Origin of the sequence: Amaricoccus tamworthensis (assembly GCF_049800875.1) — a bacterium.
GTDB lineage: Bacteria > Pseudomonadota > Alphaproteobacteria > Rhodobacterales > Rhodobacteraceae > Amaricoccus > Amaricoccus tamworthensis.
In genome coordinates, this window is the sequence record NZ_JBNAFV010000004.1 from 103,793 (window position 1) to 125,897 (window position 22,105).

The 22,105-nt window shown below is 57.7% G+C and carries 18 protein-coding genes; 8 read left to right on the forward strand and 10 right to left on the reverse strand.

The features are described 5' to 3' along the window. Window positions 1–32: 32 nt before the first annotated feature. A complete protein-coding gene (gene carA, locus ACP15P_RS09500; protein WP_424928214.1) occupies window positions 33–1,241 on the reverse strand; it encodes a glutamine-hydrolyzing carbamoyl-phosphate synthase small subunit in 1,209 nt (402 codons plus the stop codon). 183 nt (window positions 1,242–1,424) lie between these two features. Between carA and ACP15P_RS09505 the strand changes: the two genes are divergently transcribed. Then, window positions 1,425–1,880, forward strand: coding sequence for a GatB/YqeY domain-containing protein (locus ACP15P_RS09505; protein ID WP_424928215.1), 456 nt, complete (start codon window positions 1,425–1,427; stop codon window positions 1,878–1,880). Between the two features lie 56 nt (window positions 1,881–1,936). Here the strand turns inward: ACP15P_RS09505 and ACP15P_RS09510 are convergent, their stop codons facing one another. Together ACP15P_RS09510 and ACP15P_RS09515 are read right to left on the reverse strand one after the other, a co-directional pair. Then, a complete protein-coding gene (locus tag ACP15P_RS09510) occupies window positions 1,937–3,304 on the reverse strand; it encodes an ATP-binding protein (RefSeq protein ID WP_424928216.1) in 1,368 nt (455 codons plus the stop codon). Further along, entirely contained in the window at window positions 3,301–4,020 is a 720-nt protein-coding gene (locus ACP15P_RS09515; protein ID WP_424928217.1) for a response regulator, read from the reverse strand. The genes ACP15P_RS09510 and ACP15P_RS09515 overlap by 4 nt, the downstream gene beginning before the upstream one ends. 240 nt (window positions 4,021–4,260) lie before the next feature. On the opposite strand from ACP15P_RS09515, the gene ACP15P_RS09520 reads away from it, so the two are divergent. The 3 genes from ACP15P_RS09520 (at window position 4,261) to ACP15P_RS09530 (ending at window position 9,951) form a co-directional block, all read left to right on the forward strand. Then, on the forward strand, window positions 4,261–4,818 hold the full coding sequence (locus ACP15P_RS09520) for an EF-hand domain-containing protein (RefSeq protein ID WP_424928218.1): 558 nt from the start codon (window positions 4,261–4,263) through the stop codon (window positions 4,816–4,818). 171 nt (window positions 4,819–4,989) lie between these two features. Next, window positions 4,990–5,991: an aldose epimerase family protein gene (locus tag ACP15P_RS09525; RefSeq protein ID WP_424928219.1), complete on the forward strand. Its 1,002-nt coding sequence runs from the start codon at window positions 4,990–4,992 to the stop codon at window positions 5,989–5,991. Between the two features lie 303 nt (window positions 5,992–6,294). Next, entirely contained in the window at window positions 6,295–9,951 is a 3,657-nt protein-coding gene (locus ACP15P_RS09530) for a vitamin B12-dependent ribonucleotide reductase (protein ID WP_424928220.1), read from the forward strand. Between the two features lie 301 nt (window positions 9,952–10,252). Here ACP15P_RS09530 and ACP15P_RS09535 read toward each other — a convergent pair whose 3' ends face one another. From ACP15P_RS09535 to ACP15P_RS09560, 6 genes are all read right to left on the reverse strand, one after another. Then, window positions 10,253–10,678, reverse strand: a complete 426-nt coding sequence (locus ACP15P_RS09535) for an OsmC family protein (RefSeq protein WP_424928221.1) — start codon at window positions 10,676–10,678, stop codon at window positions 10,253–10,255. 99 nt (window positions 10,679–10,777) lie between these two features. Beyond that, entirely contained in the window at window positions 10,778–12,817 is a 2,040-nt protein-coding gene (locus ACP15P_RS09540) for an ASKHA domain-containing protein (RefSeq protein WP_424928222.1), read from the reverse strand. 17 nt (window positions 12,818–12,834) lie between these two features. Next, window positions 12,835–13,767, reverse strand: a complete 933-nt coding sequence (locus tag ACP15P_RS09545) for a methyltetrahydrofolate cobalamin methyltransferase (RefSeq protein WP_424928223.1) — start codon at window positions 13,765–13,767, stop codon at window positions 12,835–12,837. Between the two features lie 2 nt (window positions 13,768–13,769). Continuing rightward, complete coding sequence (locus ACP15P_RS09550) at window positions 13,770–14,435, reverse strand: HAD family hydrolase (RefSeq protein WP_424928224.1); 666 nt, start codon at window positions 14,433–14,435, stop codon at window positions 13,770–13,772. After that, a complete protein-coding gene (locus ACP15P_RS09555) occupies window positions 14,432–15,358 on the reverse strand; it encodes a methylenetetrahydrofolate reductase (protein WP_424928225.1) in 927 nt (308 codons plus the stop codon). Before ACP15P_RS09555 ends, ACP15P_RS09550 begins: the two co-directional genes overlap by 4 nt. A 17-nt stretch (window positions 15,359–15,375) precedes the next feature. Next, complete coding sequence (locus ACP15P_RS09560) at window positions 15,376–15,684, reverse strand: virulence factor (protein ID WP_424928226.1); 309 nt, start codon at window positions 15,682–15,684, stop codon at window positions 15,376–15,378. 220 nt (window positions 15,685–15,904) lie between these two features. Here ACP15P_RS09560 and metF point away from each other — a divergent pair, with 220 nt between their 5' ends. The 4 genes from metF (at window position 15,905) to guaB (ending at window position 20,346) form a co-directional block, all read left to right on the forward strand. Then, window positions 15,905–16,720, forward strand: coding sequence for a methylenetetrahydrofolate reductase [NAD(P)H] (metF, locus tag ACP15P_RS09565; RefSeq protein WP_424928227.1), 816 nt, complete (start codon window positions 15,905–15,907; stop codon window positions 16,718–16,720). A gap of 149 nt (window positions 16,721–16,869) precedes the next feature. Then, window positions 16,870–18,009, forward strand: coding sequence for a Ppx/GppA phosphatase family protein (locus ACP15P_RS09570; RefSeq protein ID WP_424928228.1), 1,140 nt, complete (start codon window positions 16,870–16,872; stop codon window positions 18,007–18,009). Continuing rightward, window positions 18,006–18,731, forward strand: coding sequence for an RlmE family RNA methyltransferase (locus ACP15P_RS09575; RefSeq protein WP_424928229.1), 726 nt, complete (start codon window positions 18,006–18,008; stop codon window positions 18,729–18,731). Before ACP15P_RS09570 ends, ACP15P_RS09575 begins: the two co-directional genes overlap by 4 nt. A 160-nt stretch (window positions 18,732–18,891) precedes the next feature. Continuing rightward, the gene (gene guaB / locus ACP15P_RS09580) at window positions 18,892–20,346 is read left to right on the forward strand and encodes an IMP dehydrogenase (protein ID WP_424928230.1); all 1,455 of its coding nucleotides are present in this window, start codon (window positions 18,892–18,894) and stop codon (window positions 20,344–20,346) included. An 88-nt stretch (window positions 20,347–20,434) separates the two neighbouring features. Here the strand turns inward: guaB and ACP15P_RS09585 are convergent, their stop codons facing one another. Continuing rightward, entirely contained in the window at window positions 20,435–21,967 is a 1,533-nt protein-coding gene (locus ACP15P_RS09585; protein WP_424928231.1) for a UxaA family hydrolase, read from the reverse strand. Between the last annotated feature and the right edge of the window lie 138 nt (window positions 21,968–22,105).

The window sequence follows — 22,105 nt, forward strand, 5'->3', positions numbered from 1 at the left end:
AAGATGAAGTTAAGTTAACCGGGTGTTAATGATTAAACCGGTTCCTTAACCCTTTTCTCCATCTCACTGACAAAACGTTCAAAAAGGTAGAAGCTGTCCTGCGGTCCGGGGCTTGCCTCGGGGTGCTGCTGGACCGAGAAGACCGGGCGGTCGCGCATGGCGATGCCACAGTTGGAGCCATCGAAAAGGGACACATGTGTCTCCGCGACGGTGTCGGGGAGCGATTGACCATCGACGGCAAACCCGTGGTTCATGGAGGTCACTTCCACTTTACCGGTTTCAAGGTCTTTCACGGGATGATTGGCGCCGTGGTGGCCGTGGTTCATTTTGATTGTACGGGCACCGAGCGCCAGAGCCAGCATCTGGTGTCCAAGGCATATTCCGAAAACCGGGATGTCGGTCTTTTCGAGAACCGTCTTGATCATCGGAACGGCGTATTCGCCAGTTGCAGCCGGGTCGCCAGGCCCGTTGGAGAGGAACAATCCCTGCGGTTCGTGTGCGAGCACCTCTTCGGCGGTGGCCGTCGCGGGCAGTACAATGACCTCACAGCCAGCGGACGCGAGACACCGCAGAATGTTGCGTTTGGCGCCATAATCGACGGCAACCACGCGAAAACCTGGGGTTTCGTTCGGGGTGAAGCCATCGGGCCATGCCCAGCGCATTTCGTTCCAGCGGTAGCTTTGGGCACAGGTGACGTCTTTGGCGAGGTCGAGTCCCTCGATGCCAGGAAACGCGCGAGCCATTTGAAGGAGGGCGTCCGTGTCGAAATTGCCCTCCGGGTCGTGTGCGATGACCGCGTGGGGGGCGCCGAGGGAGCGGATTGATCTGGTCAGCCGACGCGTGTCGATGCCGCCAACACCGATCCGGCCGTTCTTCCGCATCCATTCGGAGATATGGTTGGTATTGCGCCAGTTGGACGGGTCGGTCGGATCCCATTTGACGACGATGCCGGCCGCCCAGGGCGCCGTGGCTTCGTCATCATCATCGTTTGTGCCGACATTACCGATATGTGGAAAGGTGAATGTCACGACCTGTCCGGCGTAGGAGGGGTCGGTCATGATCTCCTGATAACCGGTCATGGCCGTATTAAAGCAGAGTTCCGCAGCCTCGGTGCCGGTCGCGCCGAACCCGTTTCCGTAAAAAATCTGACCATCATTCAGGACGATACACCCGGTTGGTCGCGACTGTCCGAAGGTCAGCGCGGCGTCGGTTTTTTCGGTGGGTGAAGGGTTCTGCGACATGTTCGAATCCTCTAAAATTCGGGGGAAATTACGTTCAGTGTGGCCTAGGGTCAAGGAGTGGGTTTTTTGAAAACTACAATTTTTACAATAACTTACACTTTGTGAAGAAACTTGCGAATAATTTGTGTCATCATTATATTCCCCAAAACCTGACCCGCATGGGTCGACTGGACATGGTGTGTAATGATCCGCGAACGGTTTTCTCGAGATCTCAAGGCGGCAATTAAGTCGGATGACCCGGTTCGGGCCGCGACTTTGCGGCTGATTTGTGCGGCCATCAAGGATCAGGAGCTTCACCTCCGAAATGATGACGGAGCGGGTGAGCTGTCTGATGACAAGATTATGGGTTTCCTGCTTAAAATGGTCGAACAGCGTGAGCGCAGTGCGGCCGCTTATGAGGAGGCCGGGCAGCTTGATCTGGCTGATGAGGAGCGGAAGGAGATCGAAATTATTCGAACCTATTTGCCCAAGCAGCTTTCTGAATGTGAGGTCGAGCAGGCGATCGACAAGGCGATTGAGAGAACGGGTGCGAGCTCGATTCGGGACATCAATCGCGTTATGGCCAACCTTAAGGCCAACCACAGCGGACAAATGGATTTCGGCAGGGCCTGTGCCAGCCTGAAAAACGCCTTCCGCTGATTCAATACCAATGCATCTGATGCCGTCTCCCGCCTGTTCATCGTACACGCGGGCTTTTATTTAGGCGGTCCCAGGGGAATGGTTGCGGTCGCCCGTAATCCGCCCTGTTCCCGGTTTTCCAGTGTGACCTGTCCTCTATGCGCGACGATTATGGTTCGTGCTATGGAGAGGCCGAGGCCGGTGCCACCGGTTGAAAGGCTCCGGCTGTTGTCGCCGCGGACGAATGGTTGGAAAACGCTCTCGAGAGATTCGGTCGGGATGCCTGGCCCTTCGTCGTCGATCGCGACGAATGCGGAAGTGTCGTCCCGCGTGAGTGACACGCTTGCTGAGCCACCATATCGGATTGCATTGTCGATCAGGTTGCCGACGGCGCGGCCAAGGCCTACGCGCCGGGCTTTTACCTCAATACCTTCGGGGGCGGTGCATTTCACTCCGCGATCTTCACAGAGTTGCCTGACGAGGCTCCCAAGGTCGATGCGGCCAAAAGGTTCGGTGTCTTCGCCTTTCTGCGCGTAACTGACCAGCCCGTCCGCCATGACTGTCATCTCGTCGAGAATGCGTACCATCGCGTCGCGCTGTTCGTCTTCATCGACCATTTCGGCCCTTATGCGAAGGCTGGTCATGGGTGTTCTGAGATCGTGACCGACAGCCGCCAGCATTCGCACGCGTTCCGCATCGAACCGGGCGATTTCATCCTGCATCACGTTGAACGCGCGCGCGGCGTCCCGCATCTCTCTGGGGCCTTCCTCAGGGACGCGGATACTGCGATCGCCGCGGCCAACGGCTTTGGCGGCATTTGAGAGTTCCGCCAAGGGTTTCGTGAGATGGCGCGCGATCAGCATTGAGACTCCAAGCACCAGCAAAAGCGAGAGGATCAGCACCGTCAGGAACAATTGGCCGTCGATGCGTTCAGGCGGCGGCTTTACCCCGCGGGTGACCACGTTCAGCCATTCCGGGCGGCCATCGCGCTGGGTAAGTGGTATGGTAATCGCAATCACTTCCTCGGCTCTGAAGCGGCTGCGAAAGTTGTCATTGGCGTCGGGCTGCTGCCGGTCGATGATGGACACCCTAACATCGTCGCGTCCCAGGGCGTCTGATAGCTGTTGAGCGAATGCGCTTGAGCGTCTGTCCGGAACGGATTCCTGGAGCATGGGTTTGTTCTGAACCCTGACCCGTGCAAACCGGGTTGAGGCATCGTCAGCTATGAGACGGCGCGTGGGAGCGTCGACGGTCTCCATGGCGGGAACAAGCGCCGCGGTGCGTTCAATTTCGCGTTCTATGCTGGCGTTGCGGTCAAACCTCTGTTGTTCAAGCGTCAGAATAACCAGACCAATGAGGTTCGCAAAAACAATAGCCGAGACCAGCAGCAGGATGATACGGCCCGCCAGAGCGTCGGGCAGGAACCGTCGGAGCCTTTCCATCATCCGTCCTCTGTGACATCGGCAGCCAGCCTGTAGCCTCCACCCCATTCGGTAAGGAGTATCTGTGGCTTTTTGGGGTCGAGCTCAAGTTTCCGGCGAAGACGGCTCATCTGGTTGTCGATTGCGCGGTCGTAGGCCTTCGCTTCCCGTCCGGCGGTCATGTCCAGGAGGGCTGAGCGGCTGAGGACCGTCCGTGGATGGTCAAGGAAGATCCCCATGAGCCTGTTTTCGGCGGTTGTCAGGTCCGCCGTCCGGCCATCATCGGCGGTAAGCTTCATTGCGTCGGGATCGTGCAGCCACGATGCGAACCGTCGCCGGCCACTCGGCGGTGCCGCGATTTCCGGGGGAGCGCGCCGCAGGATGGCCCGGACGCGGGCGAGAAGTTCGCGCGGGTTGAACGGTTTTACAAGGTAGTCATCCGCGCCAAGCTCAAGGCCAACGATCCGATCGGTTTCATCTGCCATAGCCGTGAGGAGTAGAACCGGCGGACCGTTATGGGCGACCAGCCAGCGGCACAGGCTGAGACCGTCTTCGCCAGGCATCATGATGTCGAGAATGACGATATGAATTGCGGACCCCGCGAGGACTCCCCGTGCTTCCGATGCGTTCCCGGCAAGTTGCGTCCGAAAGCCGTGCTTCCGCAGGTACTGACCCAGCGGTTCACGGATGTCGCGAGCGTCGTCCACGATAAGGACATGTGGGGCGATTGGATCGGACAAATCGGGTCTCCAACGTTGCGGATCGGGCGTCGTGAGGTGCAGATAACATTTTTTTCCCGCGAAAAATCAATCTTTTGCTGCCTTGCAGGGGGGTGATTTGTCGCAAAACGTATCAGGCCAATATGTTGCGACAAACCGCGACAAACCTGGGTGTCGCCTGACAAACCTTTTTGGGAATGAGTTGCTACCTAGGGATCAGCGGGACGACAGGCGTCTCCATTGAAACCGAAAGGACAAAACATGAAAAAGAGCAACATCATCCCCGTTACGTTTTTGGCCGCCGCTACCGTGTTGTCGGGTCTGACTTTTGCTACGGCACAAACGGAGGCTGACAACACCACCGCTCCGACGGAAGTCTCGGAATCCGACGGACGTATCGTTCATGCCAAATTTGGCGGTGGCCGCGGTGATCATCGCGGTGGTCGTGCAATGTTTGGCCAGATCCTGAAGAACGTTGACGCGGATGCTGACGGGTCCGTCAGTCAGACCGAAATTGATTCATACCGCTCGGCTCTGGTAACTGGCGCGGATCAGTCGGGCGAGGGGAATATTTCTCTTGATGAATTCGAGTCGATCTATCTCGAAATCGTTCGCAACCGCATGGTCGATACCTTCCAGAACCTCGATGAGGACGGTGACGGCGTGATCACCCAGGCCGAGATGGACGAGCGTTTCGGCAATATTGTTGAGCGCATGGACCGCAACGATGACGGCGTCCTGAATGGCGATGACCGTCGTGGTGACGGACACCGCCATGATCGGGACCACCGTCGCGGAGATGGCCACCGCCGGGGATAACTGCGGACTGGGCGGGGAAACAATCCCGCTTCGTCGCACTGCTGATGTGTAGTGCGTGAAAAGCGCGGGTGCCGGACGGTGCCCGCGCTCATGCGTTTCGTTTTCCTGTGTTGGAACTGCCCTTCAAGTCTCTATAACCGCACTGACGAAGTCGAGCGATTGGGGGAGCAGATGAAAAAACGCATATTTGGTCGGGTCGATGGTACGGCCGTTGAGGAGATCACGCTGGAGAGTGCCTCGGCCGCGGTGTCGATTATTAGTCTGGGAACCTGTGTTCGTGACTGGCGTGTTGATGGACCCAAAGGGAGTTTGGGCGTGGTGCTGGGCTTTCCAAAGGTCGAGGACTACGTCGAACACGCCAGATCACACGGCGTTATCGCGGGGCGGATCGCGAATCGGACGGCAAACTCGGAATTTGAACTGGAAGGCAGACGCTATCAACTGACCACGAATGACGGCCCCAATCATCTGCATGGTGGTGTAAAGGGGCTGGAGCGGCGTGTCTGGAATATGGATCACGACGAAAAGCGTGAGGCCGTTATTCTGACCTATTCGAGTCCTGATGGGGAGCAGGGCTATCCCGGGCATGTCGAGTTCATGGTTGAATACCGGTTGGAGGGGCCGCGGCTTATCTGTGAAATGCACGGGCGGCCGGATCGCCCAACGCCAATCAATCTGGCTCAGCACAGTTACTACAACCTCGGTACCGGACCGGATGTGCGGGGCCATATATTGTATGTTGATGCGGCGGAGTACACTCCGTCGGATGACGCGCTGATTCCACTGGGCACGATTGAGACCGTTGAAGGCACGCATCTCGATTTCCGGACGCCGCGTGCCGTTGGTGATTCGCCCACAGGTGAAACGGGTCTCGACAATAATCTGGTCCTTGTGGCGGATCGTGATACCTCAATACCGGCTGCCACAGTGTACTGCGAAGAGACGGATCTTCAGTTGTCACTTTGGACAAAAGAGCCTGCTATTCAGGTATTTAATGCAGCTGAGATGGTGATTGATACGCCGGGACATGATGGCAAACGCTATGGTCCGTACGCGGGTTTGTGCGTAGAGGCGCAGCACTTTCCCGACAGCATGCACAACCCCGACTGGCCGAGCATAATCCGCACTCCGGAGAACCCATATTTCCAACAACTCATGGTTGAAATCGGGTAAAATTGAATCAATTTTCTGGCGAAGCAAAGGCGGTATTCGTGATTCTGTCGCGGAACCGCCTTATTTCATTGTAACTATCTGCAATCGTTAATGAAAATTAACCACTACCCGGTGTAGGGGGTGCATTGGTGTCAACCACAAAATGTGCGAAATTCGCATATATTTTGGTTGACCGGGCGGCCTCTTTGCCTGCAATTAGTACTCGAAATTCAGACGCGCACAATATCTGGTGTGTTATCCTGGATGCGGCAGAAGCCGCCAGCCACATGGTAACGGGCCGGAGATGAGTATCAGAGGCAGGACATGAAAATAGAGCGACGCTTTACGAAACACGAAACCGGTGCCTACGGAGCGATCGATTTCAAAACCACCGCCTCTGAAATCCGCAGCCCCGATGGTTCGGTCGTGTTCAGCCTCACCGACCTTGAGGTTCCCGTTTCCTGGAGCCAGGTTGCATCTGATGTCCTTGCGCAAAAATACTTCCGGAAGGCCGGTGTCCCCGCTGCCACACGAAAAGTGCGCGAAAAGGGTGTGCCGTCGTTTCTCTGGCGCTCCGTCCCGGACGAGGCGAAGCTCGCCAAACTGCCGAAAGAAGAACGCTACGGTGGAGAGATCTCGGCCAAGCAGGTCTTCGACCGCCTCGCAGGGGCCTGGGCCTACTGGGGCTGGAAGGGAGGCTATTTCTCCACCGAGGAGGATGCGCGGGCTTACTATGATGAAATGCGTTACTCGCTCGCCTGCCAGATGGGAGCGCCCAACAGCCCGCAGTGGTTCAATACCGGTTTGCACTGGGCCTACGGCATCGATGGGCCGGGGCAGGGACATTATTATGTCGATTTCGAGACGGAGCAGCTGACGAAGTCGAAATCCGCGTACGAGCATCCGCAGCCGCATGCCTGCTTCATTCAGTCGGTTGAGGATGACCTCGTAAACGACGGTGGCATCATGGACCTGTGGACCCGTGAGGCACGCCTTTTCAAATATGGTTCCGGTACCGGTACGAACTTTTCATCCCTGCGCGCTGCAAACGAGTCGCTTGGCGGCGGCGGTAAATCTTCCGGTCTGATGTCGTTCCTGAAGATCGGTGACCGCGCGGCGGGCGCCATCAAGTCGGGCGGCACCACACGCCGCGCCGCCAAAATGGTGATCTGCGACATGGATCACCCGGATATTGAGGACTTCATCAACTGGAAGGTTCTTGAGGAACAGAAGGTCGCGAGCCTCGTCGCCGGTTCCAAGGTCCATGAGCAGCGGCTGAACGCAATCTTTGCAGCCATCCGCAGCTGGGATGGCGGTGTAGCGGATGCGTTTGATCCAAAGAAAAACCCCGCGCTCAAGAAAGCGGTACGGGACGCCAAAAAGGCGATGGTTCCTGAAACCTACATCAACCGTGTCCTGCAGTACGCGGCCCAGGGTTTCACATCGATTGACTTCCAAACCTACGACACCGACTGGGACTCTGAGGCATACCTGACGGTTTCGGGGCAAAACTCGAACAACTCGGTGCGCGTGACCGACGCTTTCCTCAAGGCGGTACGTGACGACGCCGACTGGGAACTCGTGCGCCGGACCGATGGTGGGGTCGCACGGACCGTTCGGGCGCGTGATCTTTGGGAACAGATTGGCCACGCGGCCTGGGCCTGTGCGGATCCTGGTATTCAGTATCATGATACCATTAACGCCTGGCACACATGCCCGGAGGATGGTGAGATCCGTGGGTCCAACCCTTGCTCCGAGTACATGTTCCTCGACGACACCGCCTGTAACCTTGCGTCGATGAACCTTCTGACGTTCCTGAAAGACGGCAAGTTTGATGCGCGCAGCTACATGCATGCCAGCCGTCTCTGGACCATCACGCTGGAAATTTCGGTTTTGATGGCCCAGTTCCCGTCGGAGCGAATTGCCGAACTGTCTTACCGGTTTCGGACCCTGGGGCTTGGCTACGCCAATATTGGTGGCCTGCTCATGAACCTTGGTCACAGCTACGACTCCGACGAGGGCCGAGCGCTGTGTGGAGCGTTGACCGCCGTAATGACGGGCGTGGCTTACAGGACGTCGGCTGAAATGGCGGCGGAGCTTGGAGCTTTCCCGGGCTATGAAAAGAACGCGAAACACATGCTGCGCGTCATGCGGAACCATCGCCGGGCGGCACAGGGTGCGCTGACCGACTATGAGGGGCTTTCGGTCCCACCGGTCGCGCTCGACCATGCCAATTGCCCAGACGGTAATCTGCTGAACCTGGCCCATGCGGTCTGGAATGAGGCCGTTGCTCTTGGCGAGAAACACGGCTACCGCAACGCCCAGACGACGGTAATCGCGCCGACAGGCACAATCGGTCTTGTAATGGATTGCGATACCACGGGTATTGAGCCGGACTTCGCGCTTGTGAAGTTTAAGAAGCTTGCGGGTGGTGGCTACTTCAAGATCATCAACCGCTCGGTCCCTGCAGCACTTTCAAACCTCGGCTACTCCCGGGATGAGGTTGAGGAAATCGTTGCCTATGCGGTTGGCCACGGCACACTCGACAATGCTCCCGGTATCAACCCGACCTCTCTTGTTGGGCACGGGTTTGGTCAGACTGAGATTAACAAGATCGAAAAGGCTCTACCGACCGCGTTCGACATTCGTTTCGTGTTCAACCAATGGACGCTGGGTGAGGAGTTTTGCACAGGAATTCTCGGTATTCCACAGGAACGCCTGACCGATCCGGGCTTCGATCTCCTGCGTCACCTTGGGTACACGAAAGAGCAGGTTGAGGCCGCGAACAACCACATTTGTGGCACCATGACGCTGGAGGGAGCGCCGCACCTGAAGGACGAGCACCAGTCTGTTTTCGACTGTGCCAACCCATGCGGCAAGATCGGCAAACGCTACCTCTCCGTGGAAAGCCATATCCGTATGATGGCGGCGGCGCAGAGCTTCATTTCGGGCGCGATCTCCAAGACCGTCAACATGCCGAACGACGCATCCATCGAGGACTGCAAGGCTGCCTACGAGTTGAGCTGGTCGCTTGGCGTAAAGGCGAATGCGCTTTACCGCGACGGTTCGAAGCTTTCCCAGCCGCTCTCTTCCGCGCTGATCGAGGATGACGAGGACCTGGAAGAAACGCTCACCGAGGCACCACAGGCTGAGCGCGTCACAGTGATGGCTGAAAAGATCGTCGAGAAGATCATCGTCAAGGAGATCGAACGCTCAAACCGCCAGAAGCTGCCCGAACGGCGCAAGGGATACACCCAGAAAGCCATCGTCGGTGGCCACAAGGTTTACCTGCGGACCGGTGAGTATGAGGACGGTCAGCTTGGCGAGATATTTATCGACATGCACAAGGAGGGTGCCGCCTTCCGTGCGATGATGAACAACTTCGCAATCGCCGTGTCGGTGGGTCTTCAGTACGGTGTTCCGCTTGAGGAGTTTGTCGAGGCCTTCACCTTCACCCGGTTTGAGCCGGCTGGCATGGTTCAGGGCAACGACAGCATCAAGAATGCCACCTCGATCCTTGATTACATCTTCCGGGAACTGGCGGTGTCCTATCTGGACCGGACTGACCTTGCTCATGTCAAACCCACCGGCGAGAGCTTTGATGATCTTGGCCGCGGCGTTGGAGAGGGTCAGGATGGCGGCGAGGGAGTGGAAACGGAAGTCTCCCACCCGAGTTCGATCGACATGATCCGTCAGGTTTCCTCGACCGGCTACCTGCGCAAGCGTCTTCCTCAGGAACTGATGGTTCTTCAGGGCGGTGCCATGAGCGAGGTGATGGATCTGGACGGCGGACTAAGCGGTGTCTCGGTTTCGGAAACGGTGCAGACCTCCGCTTCCGTGACCGCGATGGACGAACGCGCCCGGGCGAAAATGCAGGGATACGAGGGCGATCCCTGTGACGAATGTGGGAACTTCACCCTGGTGCGGAACGGCACCTGCATGAAGTGCAACTCCTGCGGCGGAACTTCCGGCTGCAGCTGATTTACAGGCCAAAGGTCGCGCAACATCCCGTCGAGCAGTTGGGGGACAAGACGACCGATCAAATCTACTTTGGGACCCTTCGGGGTCCCTTTTTTTGTGTCCCGGTAGTGGGGAACAACACAATTAATTACGCCTTGGCGGACGAAATGGTTAAGCTGATTAGGGTTTTGTTTAGACTTTAGTAAGAAAATCGGTCCTGCAGGCAAGACGCGGGCGCGGCACATACATTGAGCCGAAGAGAACCGGGGAACGAAGAGGAATTTGAGGCTCCTCTTCGTTTCTTTTAGTCACCGATATTGGATCAGGACTCGAGCGTCGCATCCATGGTGATTTCAGCATTCAAGACCTTGGACACGGGACAGCCCGTTTTGGCGCCCTCGGCGGCTTTCTGGAAGGCGTCGGCATCCGCTCCGGGTACTTTTGCGTTTACGACCAGGTGAACGGCGGTAATGGTCGGGCCGGCATCCAGCATCTCAAGTGTCACGGTTGCGGAGGTTTCAATTTTTTCCGGGGTCATACCCTCGCCGCCGAGCACGTTGGACAGGGCCATGGAATAACATCCGGCGTGCGCCGCAGCGATAAGCTCCTCGGGGTTCGAGCCGGCATCGTCGCCGAAACGTTTTCCGAAGCTGTACGCAACCTTGTCGAGTACTCCGGAATCGGTGGATACTGTCCCGCTCCCGGTCTTGAGTTCTCCGTTCCAGACGGCTGATCCTGTACGTTTCATTGACGCTCTCCAGTTGGAAGTTGTTGTCACACAGACCTATGATGTGGTCTGTGCGAATGCAACGCGGTCGCTGGAGATCGGGTTCCGTTTTTCGGACTGTCAGGCGCGTCTTCGCCGGCGTTTGCTGTCAGCGCGTCCGCCAGTGTTGAATGACACATCGGGCAGGCTGACCTGCCTCAGCAGACGGGGGAATTCATCGACCGCGTGTGGAATTGCGTTCGCCGCGACGAAATGTTCCTGGAATTTTGGTTCAATCGCGGTTTCGACCTTCTGGATATTGGTCACCAGTGTTTCGACCTCGCGACGGGATGCGGAGTTCAGAAGCGCGATGCGGGCCCCGGTCCCGGCGGCGTTTCCTGCGGAGGTTACCTTGTCGAGCTCGCAGTCGGGTATCATCCCGAGAACCATGGCGTGTTTGGGCGAGATATGTGCACCAAACGCACCGGCCAGCACTACGCGGCCGAGCGTGTATTCTCCAAGTTGATCCATCAGAAGTTTGGCACCGGCATAGAGCGCTGATTTTGCGAGTTGAATGGCGCGGACGTCTCCCTGGGTCACCATGATACGCGGCCGACCCGGGCCGTTTTCCTCCTGCAGTACGTAGGAATTGGTGCGACCGTCAGTTACGCAGCGGGCGCATCCGGTTTGTTCCGCGCTTCCAATGAGGCCGGTCCGGTCGATCAGTCCCGCCATTCGCATTTCCGCGATGACCTCAATGATGCCGGATCCGCATATGCCATTTATTCCGGTGATTTTGGTGGCCGCCTCAAACCCTGGCTCGTCAGACCAGAGGTGGCAGCCAATCACGCGGAACCTCGGTTCTCCGGTGTCGGGGTCGATTTCGACCCGTTCGATGGCCCCCGGTGCTGCGCGTTGACCGGAAGAAATTTGTGCACCCTCAAAAGCGGGGCCGGTCGGAGATGAACAGGCCAGAACACGTCGGTGGTCACCAAGCAGGATTTCCGCATTCGTGCCGACGTCAACCACCAGTGTGAGTTCTTCGGACTGGTTTGGAGCCTCTGAGAGGGCAACCGCGGCGGCATCCGCACCGACATGGCCCGCGATACAGGGGAGGATGTAGATCCTGGCGTCCGGGTGCATCGATATGTCGATCTCGCTGGCCCAGAGGGTCATGGACTTCGCCGTCGCCAGCGCAAACGGTGCCTGACCAAGTTCCACTGGATCAATGCCCAGCAGCAGATGATGCATGACCGGGTTGGCCACGATCACGGTTTCCATGATGAAGCCCGGATCGATCATTGCTTCCGCGGCGGCCTGGTTGACGAGAGTATTGATCGCCTCGCGAACAACCCGTGTCATGTCGGCCGCTCCGCCGGGATTCATCATGGCGTAGGATACCCGGCTCATCAGATCCTCACCGAACCGAATCTGGGGGTTCATCAGGCCCGAAGACGCCAGTACCTCTCCGCTCTGAAGATCGCAAAGATGTCCCGCGATGGTTGTTGAGCCAAGGTCAATGGCAAGCCCGTAGATCGAACCTTCGAAGAATCCAGGCCAGACATGCATGATGCGGGCTTCGCCCAGGCTGTTGCCGTGATACACGGCGCAGGTCACCTTCCAGTTGCCTTCGCGCAGTGCGGGCTGGAGCATCTGAACCGTGCGAAGATCGCCCTTCACATGGGCCAGCCCCCATTGCTCAGCCAGTGCGTTTTCAAGTCTTTCGAGGTCACCGCTCGGTTCGTGCATGTCCGGTTCGGCAACCTCGACGTAGTAAAGCCGCGTGGCAGGATCCATGATAATCTGCCGGGCTTCCGCGCGTTTTCGGACGACCTGTTTGTGGACCTGACTTTCGGGGGGGACGTCGATAACGACATTGCCCTCCACTTTGGCCTGACATCCGAGACGTCGTCCCTTTGCCAGACCGCGTTTGCTGTCGTAGCGTTCCTCAACCGCGTTGAACTCGGACAGTGCATTATCATTCACTGTCACACCGAACTTGGAGAACTCACCATAGGACGGATTGATCTGGCACTTGGAGCAGATGCCACGTCCGCCACATACGGAATCGAGATCAACGCCCAGCTGTCTCGCGGCGTCGAGTATTGCCGTTCCCTTTGGAAAATGCCCCCGCTTTCCGGATGGAGTAAATATCACAAGTGGATCGGCGGAGTTACCCATGGTGTGTTCAGTGTCCCTTACGCCCGGCGACGGCGGCGGCCTTCTCGCCCGGCGCGGGCACCGGCCGGAGCCTCGCCTTCAACGGTGGGCGGCTTGTTGTGTTTGATCCAGGTCGCACCGTGGGGATCGTTGTTGGTGAGCAGGTTTGCCGCACGGATCGCTTCCATTTCCTGTGGCCGCACCGGATTCATGATGGCTGAGGTCATGCCCGCGGCAATTGCCATCGGCAGAAACGCCGCATTGATCCCGTGGCGGTTTGGAAGTCCGAAGGAAATATTGGACGCGCCACAGGTGGTGTTCACGCCCAGTTCCTCACGCAGTTTGCGCACAAGTGCGAATACCTGAAGGCCGGCCGTCGCCATGGCGCCAATCGGCATCACAAGCGGATCCACAACGATGTCGTGGGCCGGAATGCCGAAATCAGCCGCACGCTCAACGATCTTTTTGGCAACAGCGAAACGCACATCCGGATCTTCCGAGATACCGGTGTCATCATTGGAGATTGCAACGACGGGCACGTTGTATTTTTTGACTAGCGGCAAAACCAGTTCGAGACGTTCCTCCTCTCCCGTTACCGAATTGAGGAGGGGGCGGCCGCCGGCAACCTCAAGGCCGGCCTGCAGCGCCCCGGGCACGCTTGAATCAATACAGAGCGGAACATCCACAAGGCCCTGAACCAGTTCGATGACCTGACGCATCAGGGGCGGTTCGGTTTCGTTTGGGTTGGGGTTTGAATTATAGACCACGCCCGCGTTGACGTCGAGCATGGTGGCCCCACACGCAACCTGTTCAAGCGCGTCCTTCTCAACAGTCGAGAAGTCCCCTGCTTCCAGTTCGGCCGCAAGTTTCTTTCGACCCGTTGGATTTATGCGCTCGCCAATGACGCAGAACGGCTGATCAAAGCCGATGATTGCGGTTTTCGTACGGGATTCAACGACGGTTCTGGTCATTTTCAGTTGGCTTTCAATGTTCGAATGCGCGCCCACAGGGCTGGATCGGTGAAGTCGTCAATCGTTTGGTGTGCTCCGGCCTGAACGAGTTCGTTCGGCGCAAGGCTGCTTGTTAAACCAAATACATGGGCCCCGGCATTTCGGGCGGACCGCAGACCGGACCCGCTATCCTCAAATGCAATGGATTGTGACGGTGTCGCTTTGAGTTCGGCCATTGCGGTCTGGTAGGGCATCGGGTCCGGTTTTGCGCGGTCACATTCCTCGCCAACAATCATGGCCTCAAAACGGCCCTCAAGTCTTGTGGCTCCCAGCATGGCTTCCATATTGGCACGCGGTGCGTTGGTTACCACGCCGGTTGCCACGCCTTCTGCTTCAGCCCAATCAAGAAGCTCGGCGATCCCCTGCATGGGTTGAACGTCACTGCCGAGAGATTTGCGAAAAATGTTCTCTTTTTCGTCCGCGAGTTCAATGTGCTGTCTTGGCAGCGAAGGGAACAGGTCGCGCATGATTTCAGGGTTCGATCTGCCCTGGACCCGTTTTCTGTAATCAAGCTCGCTCATCGTTGGCATTCCATACTTTTCCAGCAAGCTGTTGAAAGCCTTCAGGTGCAGTGGATCGCTTTCGACGAGCGTCCCGTCGAGGTCAAACAGAAGTGCGTAACGTGTCATGCACGGGCGCGGATGTTTTCCGTGGAGGTTGCCCCGCTCACGTATTCCGTCGTTTTGGTTATGCCTCCAAGCGGAAAGAAGTGAACCCGCTCGACGGCAAAATCGGGATTTCGGGCCTTATGAGCGGCAAGTTCGGAAAGGATTTGATCCGGCTCAAACGGAAGGACCAGCTTGCTGAGATCGGTCGCCCGTTTTTGCAGCACGCGTAGCGATGGACCGACTCCGCAGGCCATGGCGAACTTGATCATGGTCTGCAGTTTGGCTGGCCCCGCCACCCCAATATGAACGGGCAGGGTGATACCGTTTTCGCGGAGGCGGTCACACCAATCGATGACGGGCTGTGATTCGAAACAGAACTGGGTCGCGATTGCCATGCGTGCGTCCGTGCGCGTCTGGAAGTCGTTTTTCCACTGCAGGGCGTGCGTCACGTGGGTTGTGGAACCGTCGGGATCGATATCCATGTTGCCTTCCGGATGGCCGGCCACATGGAGGTCGGTGAACCCAAACTCGTCAAAAAGCCCGGTTTCGAGCAGTTGCATCGAGTCGGAATAGGCGCCGTGGGGCTTGTCGATTCCGCCGGCAAGCACCAGAGCCTGTCGAACTCCAACGTCGGAATAGGCGGCGATCCGGTTCCTCAGATCGTTGCGGTCGATGATTCCACGGGCCGGGAAGTGCGGCATCACCTGGAAACCCTCATCGACCAGTCGCCTGGCGGTCGCGAGCATGGCGTCGAATTCGAACCCGTCTATGTGGGCGACGTAGACGCGCGTTCCGGCAGGCAGGATGGCGCGGAAGTCGTCAATTTTCGCCGCGGTCCGTGGCATGACCTCGATTGAAAAATCCTGGAGAAACCCGGCAACTTCCGAGGATCCGCCCTGGGGCGGGGTACGGCGCAGACGGCTGAAATTCAAAATATTCGCCACGGCTTGTCTCCAGTTGTTCACGTTGTCGCGGGCGCCCGTCCGTCATTTGCAATCAGGGCCTTGATTTCTTCGACAGTAAATTGCGAATCCAGTCGGGCGGCTTCTTCATAAGCGACATCCGCGGGATCACCTTCGACCTCATATGGTTCTCCCTTCCGCCAGTCGGCTAGGTATGCGTCCTCATCTTTTGCCCCAACCTTCATGGCGCAGCGGTCGATCGCCTGCTCAAACCGCTCCGGCAACTGCACTTTTGCGGCCCGGCGGCCCGTGCCGACGATGACCTGAGCGGGTATATCCCGCCAGTAGACGATGGTAACCTTGGGCATGTGGTCCGTTGCCTCCTGCGTCCAGGGCCCGCACGTTAGCGGGCATTCGTAAAATATTTGGCAGATAAAGATTGCCGGATGAAATATCCACCTGTATACTCCGCAACTGCAAATCTCATTGTCGGTATGGACCGGTGCATCATGACCAATACTTCAAAGGCTCCTGCGGGCCTGTCTTTCGAATTTTCCCCCCCCCAGTACTCCGAAGGCTGAACTTCGTTTGTGGCGGACGGTTGAGCGCCTTGCGCCTCTGGCTCCCGATTACGTGTCGGTGACCTATGGTGCGGGTGGCACAACACGTGACCGGACCAATGTTGCCATTCGGACGATCATTGAGCGTGCGCGCCTCAATGTTGCGGGGCATCTGACCTGTGTCGGTGCGTCCCGGGAAGAAACTCTCGACGTCGCGCGTTCCTATGCCCGCATGGGCGTGCGCCGGATTGTCGCCTTGCGTGGCGATGCGCCCGGTGGAGCGTCGAAATTCGAACCGCACCCTGACGGATTTGCCAGTGCTGCAGAACTTGTTGAGGGACTTTCCGCGATTGGCGACTTCGATATCGCGGTTGCCGGTTATCCGGAGGTCCACCCGGAAGCTGAAAGCATTGAGCAGGAAACCCGGTATCTGAAGCGCAAGGTTGAGGCCGGTGCGTCGAGGATCATCACCCAGTTCTGTTTCGAGACGGATGATTTTCTGCGCTTTAGGGACCGCTGTGAAAAGGCGGGCATTCATGTGCCGATTATCCCCGGCATCCTGCCTGTCGAAAACTTCGACAAAATGCGGAACTTCGCGAAACGCTGTGGAGCGGGCGTCCCCGACTGGATGACCAAGGCGTTTGGATATGCTAAAGATGCGGAGCAGGAGCACCTTCTGGCTGTATCCATTGCTTCCGAGCAGTGTGACAGGTTGGTTCAGGAGGGCGTTGACAGTCTGCATTTCTACACTCTGAACAATCCGGATCTCACCTGGGATATCTGCCGCGCTCTTGGCTATGAGGCGGCACCTCTGGTGGCGGCCGGACAGGCTGGCGCGGCCTGATACTGCAGACGTCAAAGCAGGTGGATTTGTATCAACGTGGCCGTTTGGTTGCGTTGATATTGATGGATGGAAATCTTGCCATGGATTGCAGTCTCCTGTAGCGTCATCTTAAACCTGCGGAATGTTCCGCAAGAAGAAATTTGGCATAGATGGCGCAGAATCTTACGGATGCTGCGCAGGAACCCGATGCTTTGGCGCGTAAGCGTCCGGTAAATGCGCCTGCGCAGACCAGTCCAGAGCTTTATGCGGCGTTGGATCTGGGAACCAACAGCTGCCGCATGTTGATCGCTACACCCGATGCCGGGCATTTTCGTGTGGTCGATGCTTTCGCAAAATCCGTGCGCCTCGGATCCGGTCTGGAGAGAACCGGAAACCTTTCGCGGGGCGGTATTGCGCGTACAATCTCCGCACTGGAGATATGCGCTGACAAGCTGAAGAAACACCGCATTCGGAATGCTGGAAATCTGCGGCTTGTGGCGACTGAAGCCTGCCGTAGGGCAGGCAACGGAATTGATTTTCTTCGGCTGGCGGAAAAGCGAACGGGTCTCAATCTTGAGTTGATCCGCCCGGAAGAGGAAGCACGCCTCGCCGTGATTTCCTGTGCGCCGCTGGTTGCTTCGTCGGCGCGTCAGGTCCTCGTGTTCGATATTGGTGGCGGCTCGACCGAGCTGGTCTGGATCGACCTTATGGATGTTCCCAGGGAACGCAGGGCGCAGGCCATTGTGAACCTTCAGATGGGCGGCACGGAAGCCCTGACCAAAGACCGGGCGCGTATCGTCGACTTCATTTCGGTCCCGCTCGGCGTGGCGACGCTGCACGAGAGGTATTCGGACGTTACCGATGATGCTGCACGGTTCGCGCTTATGTCGTGGTATTTTGAGGAGCAACTGGCCGGTTTTAAGCCGTATCAGGAAATTCTCTCAGACGAGCAGTTGTCGCGGTTTCAGATGATCGGTACGTCGGGCACGGTTACCACGGTCGGCGCCGCGCATCTTGGCTTGCGGCGCTATGACAGACGCAAGGTTGATGGTATGCGGCTTTCGACAAAAGCTATTGAGGATGTGATCGCAAGGTTCCTGAAACTGGGACCGGAAGGGCGACGAAACGATATTGGCCTCGGTCGAGACCGGTCGGAACTGATCATGTCCGGTGCCGCGATTTTGCAGACACTGCTGCGGATTTGGCCTACGGATTCCATGCGCGTAGCCGATCGTGGGCTTCGCGAGGGCATGTTGTTTGCCATGATGAGTGCAAACGGAGCTTACTCCGGAATGGCAGGGCACCGTTGAAAAAACCTGGAAAGCCAAATTCGGGGCGCGGACGCCGGGACCTGCGTGTGCGTGTCAAAACGGCCAAGGGCCGCAAGCTGTCCTCCACACGCTGGTTGGAGCGGCAGTTGAATGATCCCTATGTTCAGCGCGCGAAAGCTGAGGGATATCGGGGGCGGGCGGCCTATAAAATCATCGAGATTGATGATCGGTTTGGTTTTTTGAAACCGGGCGCCAGAGTTGTGGATCTGGGATGTGCGCCGGGCGGTTGGTGTCAGGTTGCTGTAGCGCGTGTTAATTCCCTCGGCCAAAACCGAAAAAAACCTAAAGGCACGGTATTGGGCGTGGACCTTCAGGAGGTCGATCCCATTCCGGGTGCCGAGATCCACGTTTTGGATTTCCTTGATGAGGGCGCGGACGAAAAGGTCCGTCAATGGCTTGATGGATCGGCGGATGCGGTTATCTCGGACATGGCCGCGAAGTCCTCGGGGCATGCCGGGACAGATCATCTTCGAATCATGGGCCTGTGCGAGGCGGCGGCTGAGTTCGCTATGGACGTGCTCGAACCCGGCGGCACGTTTGTCGCCAAGGTGCTGGCCGGAGGCGCCGAAGCCAATTTAATCCGCAGGCTCAATCTTGCGTTTGCCAAGGTGGTTCACTTCAAGCCGCCGGCAAGCCGTTCAGACTCGTCGGAAAAGTTCCTCGTAGCGACCGGGTTTCGGGGAAGGCCGGGCGAAGAGTAACCTGTCCCGCGGTGGTGTTGGCGGTGCATCTGGTTCGAAAAACAGCGCGCGCTACTACATTTTCCGTGAAGAATTCGTGGATGTCAGCCTCCAAGTCTTTTCATTTTACCCGGTCCATGGAATAGGACCGGCCTGAACAACCGTTGCTGGGAGTGTGACAATGGACCTTCGCGAAGCCTTGACGTTTGATGATGTTCTTTTGGTTCCCGGTGCCTCCGACGTTTTGCCCGGGTCCGCCGATACGCGCACGATGGTTACCCCGAAAATTTCGCTGAATATTCCGTTGCTGAGTTCCGCGATGGATACGGTCACCGAGGCCAAAATGGCAATTGCCATGGCCCAGTCCGGCGGTCTTGGGGTCATCCATCGCAACCTGACCATTGAGGAACAGTGTGACGAGGTTCGCAGGGTCAAGCGTTTCGTTTCCGGCGTCGTCGATAACCCGGTCACCCTTCGACCCGATCAGACGCTTGGAGATGCCAAGGCGCTTCAGGAGCGTTTTCGGGTCTCCGGTTTCCCTGTGATTAATGGGGATGGTGTTGTCGTTGGTATAGTGACCAACCGAGACATGAGGTTCGCGATTGATGACGCAACTCCGGTCAGCGTCATGATGACCGGCAACGATCTGGCCATGCTGCGCTCTCCTGCCAATCTCGATGAGGCCAAAAGCCTCATGGAAGCACGTCGCATTGAGAAACTGATGGTGGTTGATGACGCGGGTCGGCTGACCGGGCTTTTGACCATAAAGGACATCGAGCAGGCGGTTCTAAACCCGCTGGCCGCGAAGGATGAACAGGGCCGTCTTCGTGTTGGGGCTGCATCAACCGTTGGCGACGCGGGTTATGAGCGTTCGATTGCTCTGTTGGACGCGGGTGTTGATGTGGTGGTGATCGACACGGCCCATGGCCACTCGAGCGGTGTGGCTGACGCGGTCCGCAGAATTAAAACGGACCGTCCTGAAGCCCAGATTATTGCGGGCAATGTTGCTACTGCCGAGGCTACGCGAGCACTCATTGATGCGGGTGCTGACGGGATTAAAGTGGGTATTGGCCCAGGGTCCATCTGTACGACGAGGATTGTGGCCGGCGTTGGTGTGCCCCAGATGACGGCAATCAGTGACTGTGCCAAAGAAGCCGCCAAGACGGGTCATGTCATCATCGCTGATGGCGGCATTAAGTTCTCCGGCGATTTTGCCAAGGCTATTGGGGCCGGCGCCCACTGCGCAATGGTTGGATCATCACTCGCGGGTACGGACGAGGCCCCTGGCGAGGTCATTCTGTATCAGGGGCGCAGCTTCAAATCCTACCGCGGTATGGGAAGTGTAGGAGCCATGGCGCGCGGGTCCGCTGACCGGTACTTCCAAAAGGAGGCCAGCGCCGACAAGCTTGTGCCCGAGGGGATTGAGGGGCAGGTGCCGTACAAAGGCGGAGTTTCAGCCGTGCTGCACCAACTCGTCGGCGGGCTTCGTGCCGCAATGGGGTATACCGGTAATGGCACGGTCCCGGAAATGCAGACCAACTGCAAATTTGTTCGCATCACCGGTTCGGGCCTTCGGGAAAGTCATGTGCACGACGTGCAGATTACCCGGGAGAGCCCGAACTACCGGATGGGTTGATCGCAAAGCTCCTACAAATTGCACATTAAAAAAAGCGTCACGGAAATTCCGTGACGCTTTTTTTTGAACCGCACCAGGGCAGTCGCAGCTACATGACGGCTCCGATCTGCCAAGGAACGAACTCGTGGTCGCCCAGCCCAAGTGCTTCACTCTTCGATTTCTCGCCCGACGCCACGCGCAGGACATGATCGAGAATCTGTTCGCCTTTATCCTGAATGGAAACACCCTGAGATACGATGTCGCCGCAGTTGATGTCCATGTCGTCGGGCATGGCCTCAAACAACCGGTCGTTTGTTGCGACCTTGATTGTCGGGGCTGGCTTGGAGCCGAAGGCGGAGCCGCGTCCGGTGGTGAAAACGACCACCTGTGCACCGCTTGAAATTTGGCCGGTTACCGAGGCGGGGTCGTAACCGGGCGAATCCATGAAGGAAAAACCCGGTTTTTTCGACACTTCGCCGTACTGCAACACTTCGGTTAGCGGCGTTGTGCCGCCCTTGGCCGCGGCGCCAAGTGATTTTTCCAGGATCGTGGTCAGTCCGCCCGCCTTGTTTCCCGGTGAGGGGTTGTTATCCATCGACCCGTTATTGATGCGGGTGTATTCCTCCCACCAGCGAATGCGTTCGATGAGTTTGTCCGCAGTCTCACGGTCGGCAGCCCGACGCAGGAGAAGCTGTTCGGCGCCGTAGATCTCCGGGGTTTCCGCGAGAATGACCGTTCCGCCCAGTCCAACGAGCAGATCGCTTGCCGCTCCAAGTGCTGGGTTGGCCGTGACGCCTGAAAGCCCATCGGATCCGCCGCACTGCAGGGCAAGTTTCAGTTCGGATGCCGGCACCGGTTCGCGCTCAATCGCATTGACCTCGGGCAGAAGTTCGCGGACCTGTTCGATGATACGCTCAATTGTTTTCGTTGTCCCCCCGGTGTCCTGAATGGTCAGGCCATGAAACCGTTCCTGACCATTCGAGTCGAACATGGTCTTCATGCGGGCAATCTGCATCACCTCGCAGCCCAGACCCACGAAAATCGCCGCACCCACGTTGGCGTGGGTTGCGTGGCCCCAGAGCACCCTTTGCAGGTTTGCATAACCCGGGCTGTTCGTCGCCATGGCGCAGCCGGTGCCGTGACTGAAGGCGGCAACGCCATCAACGTTGGGGTAGTCGTCGAGCATGCCGGACGAGTTGATTTTGTCCGCGGCGCGCCGAATTACCGTGGCGGAACAGTTCACCGTGGCGCAGATGGCAATCATATTGCGCGTTCCAACCTGACCGTTCGGTCGACGGTAACCCATAAACTGCTTCGGCGCTGGCTTGGGAATGGCCGCACTGGCCGCCTCCAGATCCACGCCTATTTCATATTCCTGGTCATGGCTTCCAAATGCGCAGTTATGCGTGTGTACGTGTTCACCGGCGGAGATATCCTGGCTGGCGTAGCCGATAATCTGACCGAATTTGTAAATCGCTCCGCCATTTGGGATGGCCACATTGGCTATCTTGTGCCCCGCGGACAGAGGCTGTTCGAGCGAAGGTCCGGTTCCAAGGGGCTGCGACCCCGGATCGAGCCTGCGGGCTACGACCGAGATGTTGTCGCTGGCGTGAAGTTTCAGAAGCGGATTGGAAGCGGGCATTTGTTGGCTCTTGCATTTATGTCTTTTGCCGTACTCTTACGCTTTTGACCGGAAAACAAAACCCACGACTTTTGTTCCGGCGCGGTGGAGCAACCATCTGGCCAAAAAGCTCGTTCCCGTTTACGGGTAACGGAGCAA

What these genes read in the sequence shown, in the direction of transcription:
- carA (WP_424928214.1), bottom strand. Translation starts at nt 1,241, where the DNA reads ATGTCGCAGAACCCTTCACCCACCGAAAAAACCGACGCCGCGCTGACC.
- ACP15P_RS09525 (WP_424928219.1), top strand. Translation starts at nt 4,990, where the DNA reads ATGAAAAAACGCATATTTGGTCGGGTCGATGGTACGGCCGTTGAGGAG.
- ACP15P_RS09535 (WP_424928221.1), bottom strand. Translation starts at nt 10,678, where the DNA reads ATGAAACGTACAGGATCAGCCGTCTGGAACGGAGAACTCAAGACCGGG.
- ACP15P_RS09560 (WP_424928226.1), bottom strand. Translation starts at nt 15,684, where the DNA reads ATGCCCAAGGTTACCATCGTCTACTGGCGGGATATACCCGCTCAGGTC.
- ACP15P_RS09520 (WP_424928218.1), top strand. Translation starts at nt 4,261, where the DNA reads ATGAAAAAGAGCAACATCATCCCCGTTACGTTTTTGGCCGCCGCTACC.
- ACP15P_RS09505 (WP_424928215.1), top strand. Translation starts at nt 1,425, where the DNA reads ATGATCCGCGAACGGTTTTCTCGAGATCTCAAGGCGGCAATTAAGTCG.
- guaB (WP_424928230.1), top strand. Translation starts at nt 18,892, where the DNA reads ATGGACCTTCGCGAAGCCTTGACGTTTGATGATGTTCTTTTGGTTCCC.
- ACP15P_RS09540 (WP_424928222.1), bottom strand. Translation starts at nt 12,817, where the DNA reads ATGGGTAACTCCGCCGATCCACTTGTGATATTTACTCCATCCGGAAAG.
- ACP15P_RS09585 (WP_424928231.1), bottom strand. Translation starts at nt 21,967, where the DNA reads ATGCCCGCTTCCAATCCGCTTCTGAAACTTCACGCCAGCGACAACATC.
- ACP15P_RS09545 (WP_424928223.1), bottom strand. Translation starts at nt 13,767, where the DNA reads ATGACCAGAACCGTCGTTGAATCCCGTACGAAAACCGCAATCATCGGC.
- ACP15P_RS09530 (WP_424928220.1), top strand. Translation starts at nt 6,295, where the DNA reads ATGAAAATAGAGCGACGCTTTACGAAACACGAAACCGGTGCCTACGGA.
- ACP15P_RS09510 (WP_424928216.1), bottom strand. Translation starts at nt 3,304, where the DNA reads ATGATGGAAAGGCTCCGACGGTTCCTGCCCGACGCTCTGGCGGGCCGT.
- ACP15P_RS09550 (WP_424928224.1), bottom strand. Translation starts at nt 14,435, where the DNA reads ATGACACGTTACGCACTTCTGTTTGACCTCGACGGGACGCTCGTCGAA.
- ACP15P_RS09570 (WP_424928228.1), top strand. Translation starts at nt 16,870, where the DNA reads ATGGCGCAGAATCTTACGGATGCTGCGCAGGAACCCGATGCTTTGGCG.